A 23,513-nucleotide genomic window follows, 5' to 3' on the forward strand; every position below is an offset into this window, starting at 1 on the left:
TGGCGCTGCTGCCGCCACCGCCGCGCCCATCTGAGGACAGCCCCGTGATCCTGGACAACGTGGTGTGGGGCTTCATCGGCTGTGGCAGCGTCACCGAGAAGAAGAGCGGCCCCGCCCTGGCCAGCACACCCGGCTCACGGGTGGCAGCGGTCATGCGCCGCAATGCGGGATTGGCCGAGGATTATGCGCGGCGCCACGCGATTCCGCGCTGGTACGCCGACGCCGACGCACTCATCGCCGATCCCGAAGTGAACGCGGTCTACGTGTCAACGCCGCCCTCGACGCACATGCATTACGCGCTGCAGGCGATCGCCGCGGGCAAGCCGGTCTACATCGAAAAGCCGATGGCCATGGACCACGACGAGTGCCAGCGCATCATCGCGGCCAGCGCCCGCAGCGGCGTGCCCGTGTTCGTGGCCTACTACCGCCGTGCCCTGCCCCGCTTCGCACAGGTGAAGCAGCTGCTGGACAACGGCGCGATCGGAACGCCGCGCAGCGTGCGCGCCACCCTGCATCGGCCGCATTCGGCGAATGCCGCATCGCCCGACTTCTGGCGGACCAATCCGTCGATCGCCGGCGGCGGGCTGTTCGTCGATCTGGGCTCGCATACCCTGGACCTGCTCGACCATCTATTGGGGCCGCTGGGCGACGTGCGTGGCCTGGCCAGTTCGCTGACCGGCGCCTACGCCGCCGAGGACAGTGTCTCGATGTGCTTCCGTACCGGCAGTGGGGCGCACGGCATCGCGCAATGGAGCTTCTGCGCGTTCCGGCGCCAGGATGAGGTCGAGATCACCGGCGACCGCGGGCAGCTGCGCTTTGCCACCTTCGAGGACGTTCCAGTGGTTCTGGAGACCGAAGCGGGCATGCAGGCATTCGACATCCCGAACCCGCCATCGGTCCAGCAGCCGTTGATCGCGCACCTCGTGGACGAACTGCGCGGCAACGGCCGTTCGCCCTCGAGCGGCATCAGCGCCGCCCGCACCAGTGCGGTGATCGACCAGGTGCTGCGGGACTACCGCACCCGGCAGTCGCGCTGACCGCACAAGAAAATGGCCGCCCTGCGGCGGCCCTTTCTGTTGCAGCGGGCGGAGTCAGAGCCCTCGCTGGGGCGAGGGATCCGACTCCAACGGGCATTACAGGATGTAGCGGCTCAGGTCCGGGTCCTGCACCAGCTCACCCAGGTGCTTGTCGACGTAGGCGCTGTCGATCGCCAGGCTTTCGCCATCGCGGTCCGGTGCCTCGTAGCTGAGCGAATCCAGCAGGCGCTCCAGCACCGTATGCAGGCGACGGGCACCGATGTTCTCCTGGCGTTCGTTCACCTGGAACGCGATTTCGGCCAGGCGCTCGATGGCGTCGGCGGTGAAGCTGACCTTGACGCCCTCGGTAGCCAGCAGCGCTTCGTACTGCTTGGTCAGCGCGGCCTTCGGCTCGGTCAGGATGCGCACGAAATCACCCTTGCTCAGCGCACCCAGTTCAACGCGGATCGGGAAGCGACCCTGCAGCTCCGGAATCAGATCGCTGGGCTTGGCCAGGTGGAACGCACCGGATGCAATGAACAGGATGTGGTCGGTCTTGATCGTGCCGTACTTGGTGGACACGTTGGAGCCTTCCACCAGCGGCAGCAGGTCGCGCTGCACGCCTTCGCGGGAGACATCGCCGCCGCCCACGTTATCGCCACGCTTGGCGACCTTGTCGATCTCGTCGATGAAGACGATGCCGTGCTGCTCGCAGGCCTCGATCGCCGCAGTGCGGATATCGTCCTCGTTGACCAGCTTGCCGGCCTCTTCTTCGATCAGCAGCGGTCGCGCGGCCTTGATGGTCAGCGTGCGCTTGTGCGCCTTCGCGCCGCCGCCAAGGTTGGCGAACATCGACTTCAGCTGCTGGCCCATTTCCTCCATGCCCGGCGGGGTCATGATGTCCATGCTGACATTGGCGGCCAGGTCGAGTTCGATCTCGCGCTCGTCCAGCTCACCGTTGCGCAGCATCTTGCGGAACTTGATGCGGGTCTCGTTGTCCTGCGCCGACGGTTCGTTGCGGGCGACTTCCGGATCGAAGCCGATGCCACCGCTGCGGCGCGGCAGCAGCGCATCGAGGATGCGGTCTTCGGCGCGTTCCTCGGCCTGGGTACGCACGCGCACCTTGGCCTGTTCGCGGTACAGCTTCACTGCGGTATCGGCCAGGTCGCGGATGATCTGCTCGACGTCCTTGCCGACGTAGCCGACTTCGGTGAAGCGGGTGGCTTCGACCTTCACGAACGGCGCGTTGGCCAGCGTGGCCAGGCGACGCGCGATCTCGGTCTTGCCGACGCCGGTCGGGCCGATCATCAGGATGTTCTTCGGCATCACTTCATTGCGCAGCTCAGGCACCAGCTGCATGCGGCGCCAGCGGTTGCGCAGGGCGATGGCCACGGCGCGCTTGGCGTCGTGCTGGCCCACGATATGCCGGTCCAGTTCCTGCACGATCTCGCGCGGGGTCATGGTGGCGGAGGAAACTTCGATCTTCGACATGGATGTGCTCACGAATTCGTTGTCGGTCGTGCCGGCCGCTGGCCGGCAACCAGGCACGCGTGTGGGGGATCATGAGGTTGCCGGCCAGCAGCCGGCGCGACCCTCAGAGTTCCTCGACCACCACGTTGCGGTTGGTGTAGATGCAGATATCGCCGGCAATGCCGATCGCTTCGCTGGCGATGGTGCGCGCATCCAGTTCGGTGTGTGCCATCAACGCGCGTGCAGCCGACAGCGCATAGGAACCACCCGAGCCGATGGCGATGATGCCGTCCTCCGGTTCGATCACATCGCCGGTGCCGCTGATGATCAGCGAGGTTTCCTTGTCGGCCACGGCCAACAGGGCTTCAAGCTTTCCGAGGCGGCGCTCGGTGCGCCAATCCTTGGCCAGTTCGACCGCAGCGCGCTGCAACTGGCCGTGCTTTTCCAGCTTGGCCTCGAACAGCTCGAACAGGGTGAAGGCATCGGCGGCGGCACCGGCAAAGCCGGCCAGCACCTGGCCATCACGACCGAGGCGGCGCACCTTGCGCGCATTGCCCTTCATCACGGTGTGGCCCAGCGTGACCTGGCCGTCGCCGGCAATGGCCACGTGCTCGCCGCGACGGACGCAGACGATGGTGGTGGCGTGGAAAACGTTGGGGTTCTGACTGGGGTCCATGATGCCTCCGGGGTGACAGAACCAGAGGTGGGGACTGCCCTGCGCCCTTCAAGCCACCCGCGAGCGGCTGCCGCACGGGCAACGTTCAGCTTTCTCCGCTGCCCTCGCTGCTGCTTCGACGCTTCGCGCGCGGATGCGCCGCGTCGTAGACCTTGGCCAGGTGCTGGAAATCCAGGTGGGTGTAGATCTGGGTGGTGGCGATGTCGGCATGGCCCAGCAGCTCCTGCACGCCGCGCAGATCACCGGATGATTCCAGGATATGGCTGGCGAAACTGTGCCGCAGCATGTGCGGGTGCACGTGCTTGAACAGGCCCTGGCGCTGCGCCAGCTGGCGGATGCGGATCTGCACCGCGCGTTGGCTGATCGGTCCGTTGCGGCCGGGAAATACCGGCGAGGCCGGACCACCGCCACTTTCGGCGCGCCACGCCTGCAGCGCTTCGCGCGCCGGCCGGCCGAACGGCACGCGGCGCTGCCGATTGCCCTTGCCCAGCACGTTGACCAGCCCGCTGTCGAAATCCAGATCGCGCCAGGTCAGCGCGCAGACTTCGCTCAGGCGCAGGCCGGAAGAATAAAAAAGTTCCAGCAGCGCGCGGTCACGGCGGCCAAGTTCACCTTCCGGCTCCAGCTCGACCAGCTGCACGGCCTCATCGGCGTCGAGGACCTGAGGCAACCGGCGCGGCGCGCGCGGCGCCTTCAGCGTTGCTGCAGGACTGACCTCGATGCGGCCGTGCTTGAGCAGCCAGGCATAGAAGCTGCGGCAGGCGGACAAGCGGCGCTGCAGGCTCTTGGCCGACAGGCCACGGCGGTGCTCATCGGCGACGAACTGGCGCAGCGCGTCGGCATCGAGTGCCTCCACCGCAACACCGCGCGGCTCGGCCCAGACCGACAGCGCGTCCAGGTCACGGCGGTAGGCATCGAGCGTATGCGCCGACATCCGCCGCTCTACCTGCAGATGCTGCAGGAAGGCCTGTACCGCGCTCATCGTCGTGTCCTGCTCAGCCCGGGAAGCGCTTCAGGCCGGCGACCAGGGCGTCGCCCATCATGCGCAGGAACAGCGTGCCCATGCCCGGATAGAAACGGTTCGGATCGTGGCTGCCCACCGCAATCAGGCCCACGCCCGGCAACGGCAGCAGCGCGGTGGTCTGCACTTCCTCGCTGCGCACGCCATACAGCACGGCATTCTTTTCCGGCTGCAGGCGGCCGCAGATCGGCTCGCCGTCCTTCAGGCAGTCGCGGAACGGGCCGAGCTGCGGATCATCGGCGGCGATCACCTGCAACCAGTCGGCCTGTTCCAGCCCGGCCACCGGCGTGTGCACCACCAATCGCACCAGGTCGCCGGCGAAATCTTCCTGCAGCGAGGCCGCCATCGCACGCAGGGTGTCGGCGGCGTTGTCCTGCTTCATCAACGCCAGGGTCAGCTGGTGTGTGCGCACCGCCAGGCGTTCGTTGACCTGGGCAGTCGCGCCCAGGTCGGCCAACCGTCGTGCCAGCTCGCGGTTCTTCTCGCGCAGCACTTCCAGCTGGTAGCTGGCCAGCGACGCGGTCGGGCCGTCGTCACGCGGCACCACCAGGGTCAGGGCCAGGTCCGGGAACTGCTTGAGGAAGCCGGGATGTCGCCGCAACCAGGCAGCGACTTCGTGGGCCCCGAGCTTGTCGACGGTTTCGGTCATGCCATCCACTCCCCTTCGAAGACGAATGCGGTCGGGCCGGCCATCACCACAGGCTGGCCATCGCCCGGCCACTGGATGCGCAGGTCACCACCGGGCAGGCTGATGCGTGCATCACGCTGCAGGCGGCCGCGCTGCATCAGGGTCACCGCAGCGGCGCAGGCGCCACTGCCGCAGGCCAGGGTTTCGCCGACGCCGCGTTCATTCACACGCAGACGTGCATGCGCCGGGCCCATCACCTGGGCGAAGCCCACGTTCACCGAGCGCGGGAACGAGGCATGCTGCTGCAGCAGCGCACCGACGCGCTCGACCGGTGCAGCATCGATCAGGCCCACTTCGATCACTGCATGCGGGTTGCCCATCGACACCGCAGCGAAACGCACGCTTTCGCCCTGCAGCGGCAGCAGGTATTCCTCGCGCGCGTGGGCGAAACCCACCAGCGGCACGTTGGCCGGCTCGAACGCCGGCACGCCCATGGTCACCGCGAACTGGCCATCGCCCAGCACTTCCACCTCATGGCTGGCCAGCGGGCTGTCGATGACGAAGCGGTCGCCCTGCGCACTGCCTTCGCGCACCAGCCAGGCGGCGATGCAGCGCGCGCCATTGCCGCACTGTTCGGAATTGGAGCCGTCGGCATTCCAGATGCGGTACGACGCCACCGAGCCTTCCGCACGCGGCGCTTCGATGGTCAGGATCTGATCGCAGCCGACGCCGGTGTGGCGGTCGGCCAGCTGCGCGGCCAGTTCAGGCGTGGGCGGCGCGGTGCCGTCACGCAGGTCGATCACTACGAAATCATTGCCCGCGCCATGCATCTTGCTGAAGCGCAGGGCCTTGGAACCGGCCTTACTCATTCCCGCCGCCCACCTTCTTCGCAGGCGCAGGCGCCGGTTGCGTGGTCGGTGCAGCCGGCTCCACGGTCGTGGCCGGGGTGCCGCTGCCTTCGGTCTGCGCCGGGGTCGCTTCGGTAGCGGGCTCGGCAACAGGTTCGACGGTTTCTTCCACCGGCACCGGCTTCTGCGGCAGTACCAGCGGGCCCTTGTTGCCGCAGGCGGCGAGGAACAGCAGCGAAGCAGCTGCCAGCGGAATCAGGATGGCGTTTCGATGGGGGATCTTCATGCCCCGAGTATAGCCATTGGCGGCTGAGCGGTTGGTGCAGGGGATCGGGTTGCCGGCCAGCGGCCGGCACTACCGCAGGTGCTCAATCCGCGGGGGGCGGCAGTGGCCGGGTCCACAGCCAGATCGCCACCACGGTCATGCTGCCGATCGAGAACCACTTCACCCAGGCAATCGGCACGCACCAGAGCATGATGCCGGCGCATACCGCCATGGTGATCGTGGCCATCCACTTGCCGTAGCGGCTGACCGCCCCGTGTGCCTGCCAGTTGGCGATGGCCGGGCCGAAGCGTGGATGCTGCAGCAGCCAGTTGTGCAGGCGTTCGGAGCCACGCGAGGCGGCCCAGGCCGAAATCAGGATGAATACGGTGGTCGGCAGGCCCGGCACGAAGATGCCGACGATGCCGGTGCCGAGGCTGACATAGGCCAGCAGCCACCACGCCCAGCGGAAACGCACCACGCGCGGAGGCGTGGTGGCATCGCGAGGGACGGAAGGATCTGGCGCGCTCATGGCCGCAAGGATACCGGTTCAGGGTGCCAGGCAGTGCCCGGCACCCTGTCGCGATCACGGCTGGGCGATGCCCAGCTGCTGCAGCATGAATGCGTACGACTCGGACAGCTCGCGGTAACGCTGGAAGCGCCCCGACTTACCGCCGTGGCCGGCTTCCATGTTGGTGCGGAACAGGATCGGGTAGTGGCCGGTGTTGTCGTCACGCAGCTTGGCCACCCACTTGGCCGGTTCCCAGTACTGCACCTGCGAATCCCACAGGCCGGTGCCCACGAACAGCGCCGGATAGGCCTGCTTGCTGACGTTGTCGTAGGGCGAGTAGGACAGCATGTAGTCGTAGAACTGCTTCTGCTCCGGGTTGCCCCACTCGTCGTACTCGTTGGTGGTCAACGGAATGGTCGGGTCGAGCATGGTAGTCACCACGTCGACGAACGGCACCTGGGCCACCATCACGCGGTAGTCCTGCGGCGCCTGGTTGGCCACCGCGCCCATCAGCAGGCCACCGGCACTGCCCCCGGATGCCGCCACGCGATCCTTCGCCGCCCAGCCCTGTGCCACCAGGCCACGGGTGACGTCGATGAAGTCGTTGAAGGTGTTCTGCTTGTGCAGCAGCTTGCCGTTCTCGTACCAGTCGCGGCCCATTTCCTGGCCACCGCGGATGTGGGCGATGGCATACACCACGCCGCGGTCGAGCAGGCTCACCGCGGTCTGGTTGAAGTACGGATCCATCGACATGCCGTAGCTGCCATAGGCGTACTGGAACAACGCGCCCTTGCCATCCTTCTGGTAGCCCTTGCGGTAGACCAGCGACACCGGCACCTTCACGCCATCGCGCGCGGTGATCCAGACGCGGTCGGTTTCGTACTTCGACGCGTCATAGCCGATCACCGGCTGCACCTTCAGCTGGCGGCGCTCACCGGTGGCGGTGTTCAGTTCGAACACGGTGGTGGGGGTGGTCATCGAGGTGTAGACGTAGCGCAACCAGGGCGTATCAGCCTCGGTGTTGTCGCCCAGGCCCATCGAGTACGCCGGCTCGTCGGCCTTCACGTAGTCGCTGCGGCCATCCTTGAACAGCAGGCGGATGCGTTCCAGGCCCTCGGAGCGTTCGGCGATGGCGGTGTAGCCATCGAACAGTTCGAAGCCTTCGATGAACACCGCATCGTCGTGCGCGATCCAGTCCTTCCACTGCGCACGCGAGGTCGCATCGGTCGGTGCGGTGACCAGCTTGAAATTCTTCGCACCGTCATTGGTACGGATCACCCAGCGGCCATCGTAGTGGTCGGCGTCGTACTCGACATCGCGCTGGCGCGGCGCCAGCACGGTGAAGTGGGTCGGGTCGCTGGCCGGCGCGTAACGCTCTTCCGAGGACACGGTGCTGTGCACGCCGATGGTGATGAAGCGATCGTCGCGGGTGCGGCCGATGCCCATGTAGAAGCTGTCGTCCTTCTCTTCGTAGACGACGGTGTCGGCGCTGGCCGGGGTGCCCAGCACGTGCTTCTTCACGCGCACGGTCAGCAACGTTTCCGGATCGTTCTCGACGTACAGCACGGTGCGGTTGTCGTCGGCCCAGACCAGGTCGCCCGAGCTGCCGGTGATCACATCGGGCAGCACCTTGCCGGTGGCCAGGTCCTTGAAGCGGATGGTGTACTGGCGGCGGCCGACATCATCATCGGCCCAGGCCAGCAGCTGGTTGTCCTGGCTGACTTCCATCGAGCCGACGCTGAAATAGCCCTTGCCGGCAGCCATCGCGTTGACGTCCAGCAGGATTTCCTCGGCGGCCTCCATGCTGCCCTTGCGGCGTGCGTGGATCGGGTAGTCCTGGCCGGTTTCGAAGCGGCTGTAGTACCAGTAGCCACGCTCGCGCGCCGGCACGCTGGAATCGTCCTGCTTGATGCGGCCGACGATCTCCTTGTACAGGGTGTCTTCCAGCGGCTTCAGCGGCGCCAGCAGCTGGTCGGCATAGGCATTCTCGGCCTGCAGGTAGGCCAGCATGTCCTTGTTCCCGCGCTTGTCGTCGCGCAGCCAGTAATAGTCATCGTTGCGGGTCGCGCCGAACGGCGCCTTGACCACATGCGGATGCTTGGCGGCATCCGGCGGAACGGGCGGAGTGGCGGCGGTGGCAGTGGTGGTCATCAGGCTGGCAAGCAACAGGCAGAGGGTGGATTTCATGAGATAGGGCTCCTTGAGGGGCAATGCAATGGCGTCCTTGCGCCCGAGTCTGGGTTGCGGAAGGACGGTGGGCAACCCTGCGGAACGTCATGGTGGCCATGCCTGCCGGTAGTGCCGGCCGCTGGCCGGCACCCTCACGGCCTGCGGGTGGGTCGGTTGCCGGCCAGCGGCCGGCACTGCCAGAGCGCGTGACCCCGGTACGCGGCGTACCATGGGCTGCATGAGTACCCTGCCCCATACGCCGGGCTACAGCCGGCGCAGCCATGAAATCGCTCCGTTCCACGTGATGTCCCTGCTGGCCCGCGCGCAGGCGCTGGAACAGGCCGGCCACGACGTGATCCACCTGGAAATCGGCGAACCGGACTTCACCACCGCCGAACCGATCGTGCGTGCCGGCCAGGCCGCATTGGCCGCCGGCCATACCCGCTACACCGCCGCACGTGGCCTGCCCGCCCTGCGCCAGGCGATCAGCGGCTTCTATCGCAGCCACTACGGGCTGGACGTCGACCCCGAACGCATCCTGGTCACCCCCGGCGGCTCCGGTGCGCTGCTGCTGGCCAGCAGCCTGCTGGTCGATCCCGGCCGCCACTGGCTGCTGGCCGACCCTGGTTATCCGTGCAACCGCCACTTCCTGCGCCTCGTTGAAGGCGGCGCACAGCTGGTGCCGGTCGGCCCGGACACTGCCTACCAGCTCACACCGTCGCTGGTGGAACAGCATTGGAATGCCGACAGCGTCGGCGCGCTGGTTGCCTCACCGGCCAACCCGACCGGCACCGTGCTCTCCGCCGACGAACTGGCCGCCCTGTCGAAGACCCTGCACGCGCGCGGTGGTCACCTGGTGGTGGACGAGATCTACCACGGCCTCACCTATGGCCTGGATGCACCCAGCGTGCTGCAGGTGGATGACAGCGCATTCGTGCTGAACAGCTTTTCCAAATACTTCGGCATGACCGGTTGGCGGCTGGGCTGGCTGGTGGCACCGCCAGCAGCCGTGCCGGACCTGGAGAAACTCGCGCAGAACCTGTACATCAGCGCGTCGAGCATCGCCCAGCATGCCGCGCTCGCCTGCTTCAGCGCGGAGTCGATGGCGATCTTCGAGCAGCGTCGCGAAGCGTTCCGCCAGCGCCGCGACTTCCTGCTGCCCGCGCTGCGCGAGCTGGGCTTCCGCATCGAAGTCGAGCCGCAGGGTGCGTTCTACCTGTACGCCGATGTCAGCGCATTCACCGATGACGCACAGGCGTTCTGCGCCCACTTCCTGGAAACCGAGCACGTGGCATTCACGCCCGGGCTGGATTTCGGCTTCCATCGCGCCAACCAGCACGTGCGCCTGGCCTATACCCAGGAAGTGCCGCGGTTGCAGGAGGCGGTGGCACGGATCGCGCGTGGGTTGCAGCGCTGGCAGGGATCACGTTGACGGTAGTGCCGGCCGCTGGCCGGCAACCCGGGAATGCGTGAATGATGCGGTTGCCGGCCAGCGGCCGGCACTAGCGGATAAAGAAAAACGCCGCCCTGGGGCGGCGTTTTCCGTTCTGCCTGTCTGCTTACTTACCGCCCAACCGCTCCCACAGGAAGCTGTAGGCCAGCGCCGACATGTGTGCGGCCTGCGCGTTGTTGGCTGCACCGCCGTGGCCACCTTCGATGTTCTCGTAGTAGGTCACGTCCTTGCCGGCGTCGATCATCTTCGCCGCCATCTTGCGGGCGTGGCCCGGGTGCACGCGGTCATCGCGGGTGGAGGTGGTGAACAGCACCGGCGGGTACTTCTTCTTCGCGTCGAACAGGTGGTACGGCGAGAAGGTCTTGATGAACGCCCAGTCGCTGGTATCCGGGTTGCCGTACTCGGCCATCCACGAGGCACCGGCCAGCAGATGGCTGTAGCGCTTCATGTCCAGCAGCGGCACCTGCACCACCACCGCACCGAACAGTTCCGGGTACTGGGTCAGCATGTTGCCGGTCAGCAGGCCACCGTTGCTGCCGCCCTGCACGCCCAGGTGCCTGGCGCTGGTGATCTTGCGCTTGACCAGATCGCGTGCCACTGCGGCCATGTCTTCATAGGCCTTGTGGCGGTTCTGCTTCAGCGCCGCCTGGTGCCAGCGTGGGCCGTATTCGCCGCCGCCACGGATGTTGGCAACCACGTACACGCCGCCCTTCTCCAGCCAGGCGCGGCCCATGCCACCGGAGTAGCCCGGGGTCAGCGAGATCTCGAAACCACCATAACCGTACAGCAGGGTCGGGTTGGAACCGTCCAGCTTCATCGCCTTGTCGTGCACCACGAAGTACGGCACGCGGGTGCCGTCCTTGCTGGTGGCGAAGTGCTGCTCGATTACCTTGCCCTTGGCATCGAAGAAGGCCGGCATGGTCTTCAGCGTTTCCGGGGCCTGCCCGATCTCGGCCAGCGCCAGGGTGGTCGGGGTCAGGTAGTCGGTGGCGGTCAGCCACACCGCGTCGCTGTCGTTGCTGTCGACCGCAGCCACGCCCAGCGTGCCGAAGGCCGGCGCGCCGACGAAGCGGCTGGTCTGCCAGCCATTGGCGCCCGGGGTCAGCACCGACAGGCGGTTCTTGACGTCATCCAGCACGTTCAGCACCAGGTGGCTCTTGGTCCAGGTGGCGCTGGCCAGCGAGGTGGTCGCGGTCGGGGTGAACAGCACGTCGAACTCACGCTTGCCGGCCAGGAAGTCATCCAGCCTGGTCGCCAGCAGAGAACCGGACGCATAGGTCTTGCCACCCACGGTCCACGGATCACGCAGCTCCAGGGTCAGCCACTGCTTGTGCAGGCCCTTCTCGGCCGAGTTCGGCGCATCGATCTTGGTCAGCGTGCCATCGTCGCCACGCAGGTAGATCTCGTTGTTGTAGAACGCCAGCGTGCGGCTGACCAGGTTGCGCTCGAAGCCCGGGGTGTCATCGTGCATCGCCGCGATGTACATGTCTTCCGGCTTGCCTTCATACACTACGCTGGCGGAGGCCATCGGCGTACCACGCTTCCACAGCTTGGCCACGCGCGGGTAGCCGGAGGTGGTCATCGAGCCGGCACCGAAGTCGGTGTAGACGAATACGGTGTCGCGATCGATCCAGTTCAGGCCGCCCTTCGACTCCGGACGGAAGAAGCCGTCCTTGATCCAGGTCTTGTTGGCCAGGTCGAACTCGCGGGTCACGTCGGCGTCGGCACCACCGCGCGACAGCGCGATCAGGCAGCGGCTGTAATCCGGGCGCAGGCAGTCGGCGCCGTGCCAGACCCAGTTCTCGCCCTCGGCCTTGTTCAGGGCATCGAGGTCAAGCACGGTCTCCCACTGCGGCGAGGCCTTGCGGTACTCGGCCAGCGTGGTGCGGCGCCACAGGCCACGCTCGTGCTGCTGGTCCTTCCAGAAGTTGTAATAGTAGTCACCGATCTTCTGCACGGCGGGAATCTTGGCATCGGAGTCGAGCACCTCGCGGATGCTGGTCTCCATCTGCTTGAAGGCCGGGGTCTGCGCCAGGCGCGCCTCGGACTTGGCGTTCTGTTCCTTGACCCAGGACAGCGGCTTGTCGCCGGTGACGTCCTCCAGCCAGGCGTAGCGATCGGTGTCTTCAGCAGCCACGGCGGTCCCCACCGAGGCAGCGGTCATCATGCCAGCCAGCAGGCAGGCGGAAGCGAGTCGAGACATTGCAGCTCCAGGCAGTCATAAGCCGTGGAACGCTAGCATGGATCGCTGCAGCCGCCCCCGTGTCGAAGGTCAGGCCGTGGCCGTAGCGCGGCGGCGACGGCGGGGCGTCCCGGCGGTGCGACGATGTGCCTGTCCACCGGTGCGACGGGCCAGCCGCAGCCACGACAGGCGCGGCACAGGGAAGCGCAGCAGCGCCCACCAGGCCACCAGCGGCATGCCCACCAGCCACATCGGCAGCCAGCCCAGCCAGGCGTTGCTGCCGCGCGCGGCTGGCCAGACCAGTACCAGCGCCAGGCCGGCCAGGGCCACCTGCCGCACGCTGCGCAGCAGGCGCGGATCGGCGCGTTCAATGATGACGCGTTCAGTTGCAGGGCGGCGGACGGAACGTGCGTTCATGGGGCTTCTCCGGTGGACAATGCAACACAGCTTGGGCAAGGCCCTTCTCACAGGTTGCGACACCATTGACGGATCGCGCACGCTCAGTCGACCATGCTCAGGCAAAGCCCTTCTGAGCCCGCTCCCGCATGACTTCGATCCGCCCGCTCTGCGCCATGCTGTTGGCCCTGTCCCTGGCGGGCCCCGCCGTGGCCGCCAGTGAGCCGCCATCGCCCCGCGCCAGCACCCCGCGCGCGACCGACCCGGATGCGCCGATCGACCTGAAGCGCTTCATGGGCACCTGGTACGTGATCGGCCGCGTGCCGAACTTCATCGAACGTGGCCATGTGGCCAGCGTCAACGACTACGAACTGCGCGACGAGCACAAGGTCGGCATCACCTACCGCTACCGTGATGGCTTCGGCGAACCGCTGCAGGAAGTGCGTGCCCGCGCCAGCGTCGACCCGGACAGCGGCAACCACGGCTGGCGCACCTGGTTCTACCGCGTCGTGCCTACCCATTCGCGGGTGCTGGAAGTGGCACCGGATTACTCGTGGGCACTGATCGGTTACCCGGGCCGCGAGATGGCCTGGATCTTCTCGCGTACGCCGGACATGGACAAAGCCCTGTACAAGGAGCTGGCCGAACGCCTGCGTGACGAGTACGGGGTGAACACCGACAAGCTCAAGCGCGTGCCGCAGCACCCGGAGCAGGTCGGGAAGCTGGGTTACGAAGTACCGAACGTGCGTTGACCGCACGTGGGATTGCCGGCCAGCGGCCGGCACTACCCGAACGAGATGCCGGGCGCCGCCCGGCATTCTGTTATCTGCGGCTGTAATGCGCGACCAGGCGGTCGCCAAGCATCTGCAGCAGCTGCACCAGGATCAGCAGCAGGACCACGGTGACCAGCGCCACGTCGGTGTGCGAGCGCTGGTAGCCGTCGCGGAAGGCCAGGTCGCCAAGGCCACCGGAGCCGATCGCACCGCCCATCGCGGTGAAGCCGATCAGCGCGACGGTGGTGACCGTTGCGCCAGCGATCAGGCCCGGGCGCGCTTCCGGCAGCAGCACGCGGGTGACCAGCTGCCAGGTGGTGGCTCCCATCGCCTGGGTCGCTTCGATCACGCCACGGTCCACTTCGCGCAGTGCGGTCTCGACCAGGCGCGCGTAGAACGGCGCGGCACCGATGACCAGCGGCACGATCGCACCGCGTACACCCAGCGACGTCCCCATCAGGAACAGGGTGACCGGGATCAGCACGATCATCAGGATGATGAAAGGCACCGAGCGCAGCAGGTTCACCACCAGCGCCAGCACGCCATAGGCGAACGGACGGCGCTTCATCTGCGGTGCACCGAACAGGTACAGCAGCACGCCCAGCGGCAGGCCGATGGCCAGGGTCAGCGGCAGCGAACCGAGCAGCATCAGCAGGGTGTCGATGGTGGCCTGGCCGATGTCGGCCCACTTGCCCGCGTCCAGGTGGCGGAAGAATCCGCCGGCAGTAGCGATGATCATCGACGCAGCTCCTCAACATGCACGCCGGCGGCCACGAACGCGGCCTGCGCGGCGGACTGGTCGCCGCCCACCAGGGCGACCACCAGCTGGCCATACGGGGTGTCCTTGATCCGGTCGATGCGGCCGGACAGGATGTTGTAGTCGACCCCGGTCTCGCGCGCGACGCGGCCGAGCAGGGGTTCGTAGGTGTCGCCACCGAGGAAGGTCAGGCGCACGATGCGGCCACCGACGGCATCGAAATCGCGGTGCAGCGTGCCCTCGTCCACATGCTCCGATTCGCTGACGAAACGGCGCGTGGTCGGGTGCTGCGGGTGCAGGAACACCCGGGTGACCGGACCGGTTTCGACCATCTGGCCGGCATCGAGCACCGCAACGCGGTCGCAGACACGGCGGATCACGTCCATCTCGTGGGTGATCAGCACGATGGTCAGGCCCAGCTCGCGATTGATCTTCGACAGCAGCGACAGCACCGAAGCGGTGGTCTGCGGGTCGAGCGCACTGGTGGCCTCGTCGCACAGCAGGATCTGCGGACGGGTCGCCAGCGCGCGGGCGATGCCGACGCGCTGTTTCTGGCCACCGGACAGCTGCGCCGGATACTTCTGCGCATGCGCTTCGAGGCCCACAGTCTGCAGCAGCTCGGCCACGCGCGCGTCGATCTCCGTCTTCGGCGTGCCGGCCAGTTCCAGTGGGAAGGCGACATTGCCGGCCACCGTGCGCGAGGACAGCAGGTTGAAGTGCTGGAAGATCATGCCGATGCGCCGGCGCAGCGCGCGCAGGCCGTCCGCGTCCAGCGCGGTGACATCCTCACCGCCGATCAGCAGCCGGCCACCACTGGGTTCTTCCAGGCGGTTGATCATGCGGATAAGTGTCGACTTGCCGGCGCCGGAATGGCCGATGATGCCGAAAACCTCACCGGCCTCGATGGTCAGGTCCAACGGTTGCAGCGCGCTGACTTCGCGGCCGGCAACGGCATAGGATTTGTGCAGGCGCTGGAACTCGATCACGGGCGTGGCTCACCGGCTGGGTGACGGAAGGGGGCGTGCAGCCTACCAGCGCAGGCGGTCGCGCGCCCGCGCCATGGCCCAGAATGTTATTCCTTTTGGTTCTAAGAAACTGTCCCCGGTAGTGCCGGCCGCTGGCCGGCACCTGCAGCGGTCCCTCCGGCGCAAGGGGTTGCCGGCCAGCGGCCGGCACTACCCCCGGGCTCAGGGATGATCCAGCGGCTTCGGCGGTTCCTGCCGGTTTACCCGCTCGCGATGCAGCAGGTACAGCCCCGAGGCGACGATGATCGCCGCTCCCACCCAGGTATAGCCGTCCGGCAGCTGGCCCCAGAAGGCCAGATCCCAGCCGATCACCCAGACCAGGCCGCTGTACTCCAGCGGCGCGATCATCGAGGCCTCGCCCAGCTGGAAGGCCTTGGTCAGGGCAATCTGGCCCAGCGCCCCGGCCAGGCCCATGCCGGCAATCAAAGGCGCGTGTGCCAGCTGCAGCGGTACCCAGCCGGGAATGGCGAGCAGGCCGGCGCCGATGGCCATGATCACCAGGAACCAGACCACCATCGACTGCGAGGTATCGGTGCGGGTCAGCAGGCTGACCGTGATCGCCGCCACGGCATAGGCCGTTGCCGCCGCCAGCACCATCAGGCCGGGCACCGAAATGAAGCCATCCACGCCCGGCCGCAGCACCACCAGCACGCCCACCAGGCCAATGCCGATGGCGACCCAGCGCCGCGGCCCGACCCGCTCGCCCAGCAACGGCACCGACAGCGCGGCGATCAGCAGCGGGGCAACGAAGTAGATGGTGTAGGCGGTGGACAGCGGCAGGTCGCGCAGGGCGAACACGAAGCAGCCGATCATCGCCATGCCCAACGCGCCACGCAGCAGGTGCAGGCCCCAGCGCCGCGGCACCAGCGAACGTGGGCCGGCACTGACCAGCACCCACACCAGCACGAACGGCAACGAGGCCGCACCACGCAGGAAAGTCACTTCCAGGGTCGGATAGCTGGCCGACAGCTGCTTCATGCCAGCGTCCATCAGCGAGAAACAGGCGACCGCAGCGACCATCCAGGCCACCGCACGCGAAGGGGAGCGTTGCACGTTCATGGCCCATTATCGCCGACCGCACCGGATTGTAGGGCGGCCGCCGAGCATGGGCCGGGCTCCACAGAAAGCGGGCACGCGGGCCGGCACGATAGAATGATCGCCACTGAAACCTGCGGAGCATCGCCCATGCCTTCCTTCGACGTCGTGTCCGAAGTCGACACCCACGAGCTGACCAACGCCATCGACCAGGCCAACCGCGAACTGGCCACCCGCTTCGACTTCAAGGGCGTGGACGCAAAGTTCGAGCGCGACGGCGATGTCATCAATCAGTTCGCGCCGACCGAATTCCAGCTCAAGCAGATGAACGACATCCTGCGTGCTCGCCTGGCCGCGCGCGGCATCGACGTGCTCAGCCTGGAGTTCGGCGACATCGAGACCAACCTGGCCCAGGCCCGGCAGAAGATCACCGTCAAGCAGGGCATCGAGCAGAAGATCGCCAAGAAGATCGCGGCGGCCCTGAAGGACGCCAAGCTGAAGGTGGAAAGCCAGATCAACGGCGACAAGCTGCGCGTGCAGGGCAAGAAGCGCGATGACCTGCAGGACGCCATCGCCGTGCTCAAGGCCGGCAAGTTCGAGCTGCCGCTGCAGTTCAACAATTTCCGCGACTGAGCCACCTGCCGGGAATCCCCCGGCGCTGCCAGCCGCAGGTACGACGGCGCGTTGCCAGCGACGCGCCTACAATGTCGGCCCCGCCAGCCGACGTGCCCGCCATGACCGATTCCGACCTGCCCATCGATGACCCGATCGCCGCGACCCGCCTGTGGCTGGAGCGCATCGTCATCGGCCTGAACCTGTGCCCGTTCGCCAAGGCGGTATACGTGAAGGACCAGGTCCGCATCGTGCTCAGCGATGCGACCACGACAGAAGCGCTGGTTGAACAGCTGGCCGAGGAGCTGGTGCTGCTGCGCGACACGCCGGCCGAGCAGATCGACACGACGCTGATCGTGCATCCGCAGGTGCTGAGCGATTTCCTCGACTACAACGACTTCCTCGACAACGCCGATGCGGCGATCGAGGCACTGGACCTGCAGGGGATCCTGCAGGTGGCCAGCTTCCATCCGGATTACCAGTTCGAGGGCGTGGCCGCCGACGACGCCAGCAACTACACCAACCGCGCGCCCTTCCCCACCCTGCACCTGCTGCGCGAAGACAGCGTGGCGCGCGCGGTGGATGTGTATCCGGACCCGGACGTGATTGTCGAGCGCAACATCCAGACCCTGGACCGCATCGGCGTGGACGGCTGGCATCGTCGCCTGCGCGGCGAAGACCTGACGTGAGCACGGTGCCGCCGATTGCCGCATGGCCGGCCGCGCCACTGTCGGGCAAGGTGGTGCTGGTCACCGGCGGCGCCAACGGCATCGGTCGCGGTATTGCCCAGGCCGTGCTCGGTGCCGGCGGACGCGTGCTGATCGGCGACCTCGATAGGGAGGCCGGCCAGGCCTGCCTGGACGAATGGCAGCGCGGTGAGGATGCCGCGTTCCAGCGTTTGGACATCACCGACGAAGCCAGCGTGCGCGACTTCATCGCCGAGGCGCTGCAGCGTTTCGGCCACATCGACGGGCTGGTCAACAATGCCGGCATCGCCGGGCCGCACGGCACGCGGCTGCAGGACATGGACTGGCACGAATGGCAACGCCGGCTGTCGTCGCTGCATGGCGCCTTCCTGTGCAGCAAGCACGCGCTGCCGGCGCTGACGGACAGTGCTGCGGGCGCGATCATCAACATCGCCTCCACCCGCGCCTGGCAATCCGAAGCGCACAGCGAGGCCTATGCGGCGGCCAAGGGTGGCCTGGTGGCCTTCACCCATGCGCTGGCGATCAGCGCCGGCCCGGCGGTGCGGGTAAACAGCATCAGCCCCGGCTGGGTCGGTACCACTGCGTGGCAGGCACCCTCACGGCGCCATGAACCAGAGTACTCGGCCATCGACCACGCACAGCATCCGGTCGGCCGGGTCGGCCGCCCTGAAGATATCGGTGCACTGGCGGTGTACCTGCTGTCGTCGCTGTCCGGTTTCAGCACCGGCCAGGACTTCATCGTCGACGGCGGCATGACCCGGAAGATGATCTACGCCGAATGACCGGTCTTCGGTAGTGCCGGCCGCTGGCCGGCATTCCGGCAGACCCACGCCATGCGTGGATGGCGGTGAAGTGCCAACCAGGGTTGGCACCCACCACAACGGTTTACGCCATGCCCGAGTGGCGCAGCAGCGCGTCGATCTGCGGCGCGCGCCCACGGAAGGCCTTGAAGTTCTCCGCCGCCGGGCGGCTGCCACCGCGCGACAGGATCTCATCGCGGAAGCGTGCACCGGTCTCGGCCAGTGCCTGCGGCGCTTCCTCGAACGCCGCATAGGCGTCGGCACTGAGCACTTCAGCCCACTTGTAGCTGTAGTAACCGGCCGCGTAGCCGCCAGCAAAGATGTGGCTGAACTGGTGCGGGAAGCGATTCCAGACCGGCGGGTGATTCACCGCCACTTCCGCGCGCACGCGATCAAGCAGCGCCAGCACGCTGTCCTGCGCCGGTTCGAACTGGCTGTGCAACAGCATGTCGAACAGGCCGAACTCCAGCTGGCGCACGGTGGCCATGCCGCTGTGGAAGTTGCGCGCCGCCAGCATCCGTTCGTACAGCGCGCGCGGCAGCGGCTCACCACTGTCCACGTGCGCGGTCATCGCCTGCAGGTGGTCCCATTCCCAGCAGAAGTTCTCCATGAACTGGCTGGGCAGCTCCACTGCATCCCATTCCACGCCGTTGATGCCGGCCACGCCCAGTTCGCCGATGCGGGTCAGCAGCTGGTGCAGGCCGTGGCCCATCTCATGGAACAGCGTGGTCACTTCGTTATGGCTGAAGGTGGCCGGCTTGCCATTGGCACCGCGGCCGAAGTTGCACACCAGGTAGACCAGCGGTGTCTGCACGCTGCCGTCTGCGCGCACGCGACGGTTGCGGCAATCATCCATCCACGCGCCACCGCGCTTGCCTTCGCGCGCGTACAGGTCCAGGTAGAACTGGCCAACCAGCGCGCCCTGCGCATCGACCAGACGGAAGAAGCGCACGTCGTCATGCCACACCGGTGCGCTGTCCTCCTGCACGCGCAGGCCGTACAGCTGCTCGATCACCGAGAACAGGCCGCCAAGCACCTTCGGTTCGGTGAAATACTGCTTCACTTCCTGTTCGGAATAGCTGTAACGGGCCTGCTTCAGGCGGTCGGCGGCGAACGCCAGGTCCCAGGCCTGCAGGCTGTCGATGCCCAGCTGCTCGCGTGCGAACTGCTCCAGGTCGGCCCGGTCCCTGGCCGCGAACGGCTTGGCGCGCGCGGCCAGGTCACGCAGGAAACCCAGCACTTCGGCCGGGTCCTGCGCCATCTTGGTCGCTACCGAATAATCGCCATACGAATCGAAGCCGAGCAGCGCGGCCAGTTCAGCGCGCAGGGCGAGGATCCGATCGATGTTGCCGCTGTTGTCCAGGGACTCATCGCCGAATTCGGACGCACGCTGTGCGCTGGCGCGGTACAGCATCTCGCGCAGGTCGCGGTCCTCGCCCCAGGTCTGCACCGGCAGGTAGCACGGCATCTGCAGGGTCAGTTTCCAGCCGGCCTTGCCGTCCTTCTGTGCTGCGGCATGCGCGGCGGCCTTCACGTCTTCCGGCAGGCCCTTCAGCCGCGCTTCGTCCTCGATGATCAGCGACCAGGCATCGGTAGCGTCGAGCACGTTCTGCGAGAACTTCGCCGACAGGGCCGACAGTTCTTCCTTGATCGCCGCGAAGCGCTGCTGCGCCTCCGGCGCCAGCTCGGCACCACCGAGGCGGAAATCGCGCAGGGTGTTGTCCAGCACCTTGCGCTGGGCCGCGTCGAAGCGCGCCGCCTCGGCACTGGCGGCCAGCGTCTGGTACTGCCGGTACAACGCCAGGTTCTGGCCCAGCGCGCTGGCGAAGCGGGTCACCCGCGGCAGGTTGCTGTTGTAGGCCTCACGCAGTTCCGGGGTGTTGACCACGCCCTGCAGGTGGCCGACCAGACCCCAGGCGCGCCACAGGCGCTCGGTGGCGTCATCCAGCGGGGCAACGAAGGTCTGCCAGGTGACCGGCTGCAGCTGCTCGGCGGCGCTGACGGCGGCTTCGGCCTCGGCCAGCAGCACGTCCAGCGCCGGCGCCACGTGCTCGGGGCGGATGGCCTCGAAGCGCGGCAGGCCGGAAAAATCGAGCAGGGGGTTGGCAACGGTCACGGCAGATCTCCAGGGTACGGGCCCGGCAGGCGGGCAGCATGCAGGATATGGCGCTGGCAGGCGGGGCTGACAAGGGGGCACGGCCCGGCATTCACGTCGGCCTTACGGTCGCGCACCGAAGCTCTGGCTGCGGGGGAGTCCGCAGCGGTACGCACCGAATGAGGCCCTACATGGAAGGTCTGGCTGCAGTTGCATCCGCCTCACCGGCCCGGTCACTGGCATTGTCCGCCAGCCCGGCCGAACTGACCTGGATCGCCGCATTGTGCGATGCCGGCGATGACGCCCCGCGCCATCTGCAGCAGTTGCAGGCAGTGCTGCAGCAGGGCGGCACGTTCAACGATGCGCAGGAGTGGTACCCGTTCGAGGTGATCGAACGCGGCGCCAGCCAGCTGCGGCTGGGCCATGAGCGCGAGTTCGCGATCTGCGTGCTGCTGTGGCTGCAGGCGCTGGCCCAGGGCCGAGCGAGCATCCTGGACCCGAGCCTGCATCTGGATGATCGCGCGATGGACATCGAGGCCTTGCCCGATGCACTGCGCGACGCGGTGCTGGACGCGTTCACTGCAGCGGGATATTGAGACGCCCCGGCGACCGGGTAGAGTCGACTGTTAGTCGACTTTCGCGCGCAGCGCGGGATTTTCGCGACCTGAACCTGGAGCAGTCGACTAACAGTCGACTCTCCCCAGCCGACGCACAGCCGGCCGTGCGTTGCCGCGTTACAACGCTTCCAGGCTGCACCACGGCAATTCGGGCAGTCCCTGCCCGGCCACCGCCGCCGCCAGTTGCGCATCGGCGCCGTCGACATCGATGCCCTGGCGCGCATACCACGATGGATCGTAGTAGCTCTGCGCGTAGCGCTCGCCGCTGTCGCACAGGATGCTGACGATGCTGCCCTGGTGGCCCGCCTCGCGCATCCACTGCGCCGCCTGCAGCACACCGATGAAGTTGGTGCCGGTGGAGCCACCGACACGGCGGCCCAGCTGGCGGCTGACATGGCGCATCGCGGCCAGGCTCAGCGCATCGGGCACCTTCACCATCGCATCGACACTGGTCGGGATGAAGCTCGCCTCTACCCGCGGCCGGCCGATGCCTTCCACGCGCGAGCCACCGCTGCAGGTCAGGCCGCGCCAGTCCTGCTCACCGGCCACGGCGGCTTTGTAGCCATCGAAGAACACCGACACTTCCGGGTCCGCACAGAGGATGCGGGTGTCATGCCGGCGATAGCTGACATAGCGGCCCAGCGTCGCTGCGGTACCGCCGGTACCGGGGCTGCACACGATCCATTCCGGAACCGGGCTGGGCTCCTCGGCCATCTGCTTGAAGATGGACTCGGCGATGTTGTTGTTGGCACGCCAGTCGGTGGCGCGCTCGGCATAGGTGAACTGGTCCATGAAGTGGCCGCCGGTTTCACGGGCCAGCTTTTCCGAATCACAGTTGAGGTCGCAGGCACGTTCGACCAGGTGGCAACGGCCGCCGTGGAACTCGATCGCGGCGATCTTTTCAGGCGAGGTGGAGGCCGGGATCACCGCAATGAACGGCAGGCCGAGCAGCCGCGCGAAATAGGCTTCGGACACGGCGGTCGAGCCGCTGGAGGCCTCGATCACCGGACGCCCTTCACGCAACCAGCCATTGGCCAGCGCATACAGGAACAGCGAGCGCGCCAGCCGGTGCTTCAGGCTGCCGGTGGGATGGCTCGACTCATCCTTCAGGTACAGGTCGATGCCCTCGAACCCTGGCAGCGCCAGCGGAATCAGGTGGGTATCGGCGGAACGGTTGAAATCAGCTTCGATCTTGCGGATGGCGGCAGCCACCCATTCACGCTGCGACATGGCGGGCAATCGTTGTCAGGACGGAACGGTGCGATCCGGCCATTGTACGTCGCAGTGCCGTCAGGTGCTGGCCGGTAGAATGGCTCAATCCGGCCGGCAACGGCCCTGTCTGAAGGACCTCCCCCCATGACCATTCCCGCCCTGCGCGATGTTCCCGGCGTCGCCGCCCAGGCCCCGGCCGAAACCACCGGCTTCGTGTTCAACCACACCATGCTGCGCGTGAAGGACATTGCCGCTTCGCTGGACTTCTACACCCGCGTGCTCGGCTACCAGCTGATCGACAAGCGCGACTTCCCCGAGGCCCAGTTCAGCCTGTACTTCCTGGCCTACGTGCCCGCTGGCGTCACGGTGCCGGAAGATGACAACGCCCGCCGCCTGTGGATGGCCGGGCTGCCGGGCGTGCTGGAACTGACCCACAACCACGGCACCGAAACCCAGGACGGCGCGGTCTACCACGACGGCAACAGCGACCCGCGCGGCTTCGGCCACATCTGCGTGTCGGTGCCGGACATCGAGGCCGCCTGCCAGCGCTTCGAGGATCTGGGCGTGACCTTCCAGAAGCGCCTGACCGACGGCCGCATGAAGAACCTGGCTTTCATCAAGGACCCGGACGGCTACTGGGTCGAGATCATCGCCAACGTCTGACCCGAAAAGGGGACGGAGGGGATTAAGTCGTTTCTGGCATTATTGGGCTGGAAGCGACTTAATCCCCTCCGTCCCCTTTTTCTGCGAGGTTGGTATGGAAACGATGGAACTGCACCGTGGCCGCCTGATCGACCACATCCAGCTGGTAGTGCACGACCTGGCGGCCAGCCGCCGCTTCTACCAGGCGGTGTTCGATACGATCGGCATCCCGATCGCCGGTGAAGGCGATGACTACTTCTGGGCCGATGAGCTGTTCATTTCCAGCGCCAGCAGCACGGCCGCTACCGGCCAGCTGACCGGCCGCCACCATCTGGCCTTCCAGGCCCGCGACAGCGCCACCGTCGATGCCTTCCATACCGCCGCGATCGCCGCCGGCGGCACCGACAACGGCGCGCCCGGTGAACGCCCTTACCACCCGGGCTACTACGGCGCGTTCGTGCTCGACCCGGATGGCAACAACATCGAAGTGGTCTACCACGGCCCAGCCAACTACAGCGCCGACTCGGTGAAGGTCACTTTCTGATTTCACCGATGCCGTGAACGAAGAAGCCGGGCAATGCCCGGCTTCTCTGCTTCCAGCTCTGC

Annotated in this window: 24 protein-coding genes; 9 read left to right on the forward strand and 15 right to left on the reverse strand. The window is 66.9% G+C overall.

All coding sequences use genetic code 11. From position 1 onward, the window contains the following. Positions 1-44 precede the first annotated feature (44 nt). Entirely contained in the window at positions 45-1,037 is a 993-nt protein-coding gene (locus AC5P67_RS01095) for a Gfo/Idh/MocA family protein (protein WP_065183237.1), read from the forward strand. 96 nt (positions 1,038-1,133) lie between these two features. Here AC5P67_RS01095 and hslU read toward each other — a convergent pair whose 3' ends face one another. The 8 genes from hslU to AC5P67_RS01135 form a co-directional block, all read right to left on the reverse strand. Next, entirely contained in the window at positions 1,134-2,507 is a 1,374-nt protein-coding gene (gene hslU / locus AC5P67_RS01100) for an ATP-dependent protease ATPase subunit HslU (protein ID WP_005414521.1), read from the reverse strand. Positions 2,508-2,610: 103 nt separating this feature from the next. Next, the gene (gene hslV / locus AC5P67_RS01105) at positions 2,611-3,162 is read right to left on the reverse strand and encodes an ATP-dependent protease subunit HslV (RefSeq protein WP_005411093.1); all 552 of its coding nucleotides are present in this window, start codon (positions 3,160-3,162) and stop codon (positions 2,611-2,613) included. Positions 3,163-3,247: 85 nt separating this feature from the next. After that, complete coding sequence (gene xerC, locus AC5P67_RS01110) at positions 3,248-4,144, reverse strand: tyrosine recombinase XerC (protein WP_005411094.1); 897 nt, start codon at positions 4,142-4,144, stop codon at positions 3,248-3,250. Positions 4,145-4,157: 13 nt separating this feature from the next. Then, positions 4,158-4,832, reverse strand: coding sequence for a DUF484 family protein (locus tag AC5P67_RS01115; RefSeq protein WP_005411095.1), 675 nt, complete (start codon positions 4,830-4,832; stop codon positions 4,158-4,160). Beyond that, on the reverse strand, positions 4,829-5,680 hold the full coding sequence (gene dapF / locus AC5P67_RS01120; RefSeq protein WP_033834522.1) for a diaminopimelate epimerase: 852 nt from the start codon (positions 5,678-5,680) through the stop codon (positions 4,829-4,831). Before dapF ends, AC5P67_RS01115 begins: the two co-directional genes overlap by 4 nt. Continuing rightward, positions 5,673-5,945, reverse strand: coding sequence for an LPS translocon maturation chaperone LptM (lptM, locus tag AC5P67_RS01125; protein ID WP_005411097.1), 273 nt, complete (start codon positions 5,943-5,945; stop codon positions 5,673-5,675). The genes dapF and lptM overlap by 8 nt, the downstream gene beginning before the upstream one ends. Positions 5,946-6,027: 82 nt before the next feature. After that, entirely contained in the window at positions 6,028-6,453 is a 426-nt protein-coding gene (locus AC5P67_RS01130) for a YbaN family protein (RefSeq protein WP_005414523.1), read from the reverse strand. Between the two features lie 54 nt (positions 6,454-6,507). After that, the gene (locus tag AC5P67_RS01135; protein ID WP_111189692.1) at positions 6,508-8,619 is read right to left on the reverse strand and encodes a S9 family peptidase; all 2,112 of its coding nucleotides are present in this window, start codon (positions 8,617-8,619) and stop codon (positions 6,508-6,510) included. A gap of 220 nt (positions 8,620-8,839) precedes the next feature. On the opposite strand from AC5P67_RS01135, the gene AC5P67_RS01140 reads away from it, so the two are divergent. After that, positions 8,840-10,033, forward strand: coding sequence for a pyridoxal phosphate-dependent aminotransferase (locus AC5P67_RS01140; protein WP_172798044.1), 1,194 nt, complete (start codon positions 8,840-8,842; stop codon positions 10,031-10,033). 127 nt (positions 10,034-10,160) lie between these two features. On the opposite strand, the gene AC5P67_RS01145 is transcribed toward AC5P67_RS01140, so the two are convergent. Continuing rightward, entirely contained in the window at positions 10,161-12,257 is a 2,097-nt protein-coding gene (locus AC5P67_RS01145) for a prolyl oligopeptidase family serine peptidase (RefSeq protein ID WP_024957061.1), read from the reverse strand. 69 nt (positions 12,258-12,326) lie between these two features. Next, positions 12,327-12,653 (reverse strand): hypothetical protein, encoded by a 327-nt coding sequence (locus AC5P67_RS01150; protein WP_005414528.1) that lies wholly within the window; start codon positions 12,651-12,653, stop codon positions 12,327-12,329. A 128-nt stretch (positions 12,654-12,781) separates the two neighbouring features. On the opposite strand from AC5P67_RS01150, the gene AC5P67_RS01155 reads away from it, so the two are divergent. Beyond that, positions 12,782-13,384 carry a lipocalin family protein gene (locus AC5P67_RS01155; RefSeq protein WP_005411103.1) on the forward strand — a complete coding sequence of 201 codons (603 nt, stop codon included), beginning with the start codon at positions 12,782-12,784 and terminating at the stop codon, positions 13,382-13,384. 70 nt (positions 13,385-13,454) lie between these two features. Here AC5P67_RS01155 and AC5P67_RS01160 read toward each other — a convergent pair whose 3' ends face one another. The 3 genes from AC5P67_RS01160 to AC5P67_RS01170 all read right to left on the reverse strand — a co-directional run bounded on the left by AC5P67_RS01160 (position 13,455) and on the right by AC5P67_RS01170 (position 16,246). Beyond that, positions 13,455-14,144, reverse strand: a complete 690-nt coding sequence (locus AC5P67_RS01160) for a methionine ABC transporter permease (protein WP_005411104.1) — start codon at positions 14,142-14,144, stop codon at positions 13,455-13,457. Then, positions 14,141-15,148 (reverse strand): methionine ABC transporter ATP-binding protein, encoded by a 1,008-nt coding sequence (locus tag AC5P67_RS01165; RefSeq protein ID WP_005411105.1) that lies wholly within the window; start codon positions 15,146-15,148, stop codon positions 14,141-14,143. Before AC5P67_RS01165 ends, AC5P67_RS01160 begins: the two co-directional genes overlap by 4 nt. A 201-nt stretch (positions 15,149-15,349) precedes the next feature. Beyond that, a complete protein-coding gene (locus AC5P67_RS01170) occupies positions 15,350-16,246 on the reverse strand; it encodes a DMT family transporter (protein ID WP_005411106.1) in 897 nt (298 codons plus the stop codon). A gap of 126 nt (positions 16,247-16,372) precedes the next feature. On the opposite strand from AC5P67_RS01170, the gene AC5P67_RS01175 reads away from it, so the two are divergent. The 3 genes from AC5P67_RS01175 to AC5P67_RS01185 all read left to right on the forward strand — a co-directional run bounded on the left by AC5P67_RS01175 (position 16,373) and on the right by AC5P67_RS01185 (position 18,323). Then, positions 16,373-16,855 (forward strand): YajQ family cyclic di-GMP-binding protein, encoded by a 483-nt coding sequence (locus AC5P67_RS01175; protein ID WP_005411107.1) that lies wholly within the window; start codon positions 16,373-16,375, stop codon positions 16,853-16,855. A gap of 101 nt (positions 16,856-16,956) precedes the next feature. Then, complete coding sequence (locus tag AC5P67_RS01180) at positions 16,957-17,523, forward strand: DUF1415 domain-containing protein (protein WP_043035533.1); 567 nt, start codon at positions 16,957-16,959, stop codon at positions 17,521-17,523. Further along, a complete protein-coding gene (locus tag AC5P67_RS01185) occupies positions 17,520-18,323 on the forward strand; it encodes an SDR family oxidoreductase (RefSeq protein ID WP_012481308.1) in 804 nt (267 codons plus the stop codon). Before AC5P67_RS01180 ends, AC5P67_RS01185 begins: the two co-directional genes overlap by 4 nt. 103 nt (positions 18,324-18,426) lie before the next feature. On the opposite strand, the gene AC5P67_RS01190 is transcribed toward AC5P67_RS01185, so the two are convergent. Beyond that, positions 18,427-20,457, reverse strand: a complete 2,031-nt coding sequence (locus AC5P67_RS01190) for a M3 family metallopeptidase (protein WP_495214267.1) — start codon at positions 20,455-20,457, stop codon at positions 18,427-18,429. A gap of 170 nt (positions 20,458-20,627) precedes the next feature. Between AC5P67_RS01190 and AC5P67_RS01195 the strand changes: the two genes are divergently transcribed. Further along, positions 20,628-21,032 (forward strand): hypothetical protein, encoded by a 405-nt coding sequence (locus AC5P67_RS01195; protein WP_049461475.1) that lies wholly within the window; start codon positions 20,628-20,630, stop codon positions 21,030-21,032. Positions 21,033-21,170: 138 nt separating this feature from the next. Here AC5P67_RS01195 and AC5P67_RS01200 read toward each other — a convergent pair whose 3' ends face one another. After that, entirely contained in the window at positions 21,171-22,283 is a 1,113-nt protein-coding gene (locus tag AC5P67_RS01200; protein ID WP_005411112.1) for a PLP-dependent cysteine synthase family protein, read from the reverse strand. Positions 22,284-22,409: 126 nt separating this feature from the next. Between AC5P67_RS01200 and gloA the strand changes: the two genes are divergently transcribed. Both gloA and AC5P67_RS01210 read left to right on the forward strand, forming a co-directional pair. After that, positions 22,410-22,928: a lactoylglutathione lyase gene (gloA, locus tag AC5P67_RS01205; protein WP_005414533.1), complete on the forward strand. Its 519-nt coding sequence runs from the start codon at positions 22,410-22,412 to the stop codon at positions 22,926-22,928. A gap of 94 nt (positions 22,929-23,022) precedes the next feature. After that, positions 23,023-23,451 (forward strand): VOC family protein, encoded by a 429-nt coding sequence (locus tag AC5P67_RS01210; RefSeq protein WP_099524328.1) that lies wholly within the window; start codon positions 23,023-23,025, stop codon positions 23,449-23,451. Positions 23,452-23,513 lie beyond the last annotated feature (62 nt).

This window comes from Stenotrophomonas sp. YJH_SMC_21, assembly GCF_059369555.1.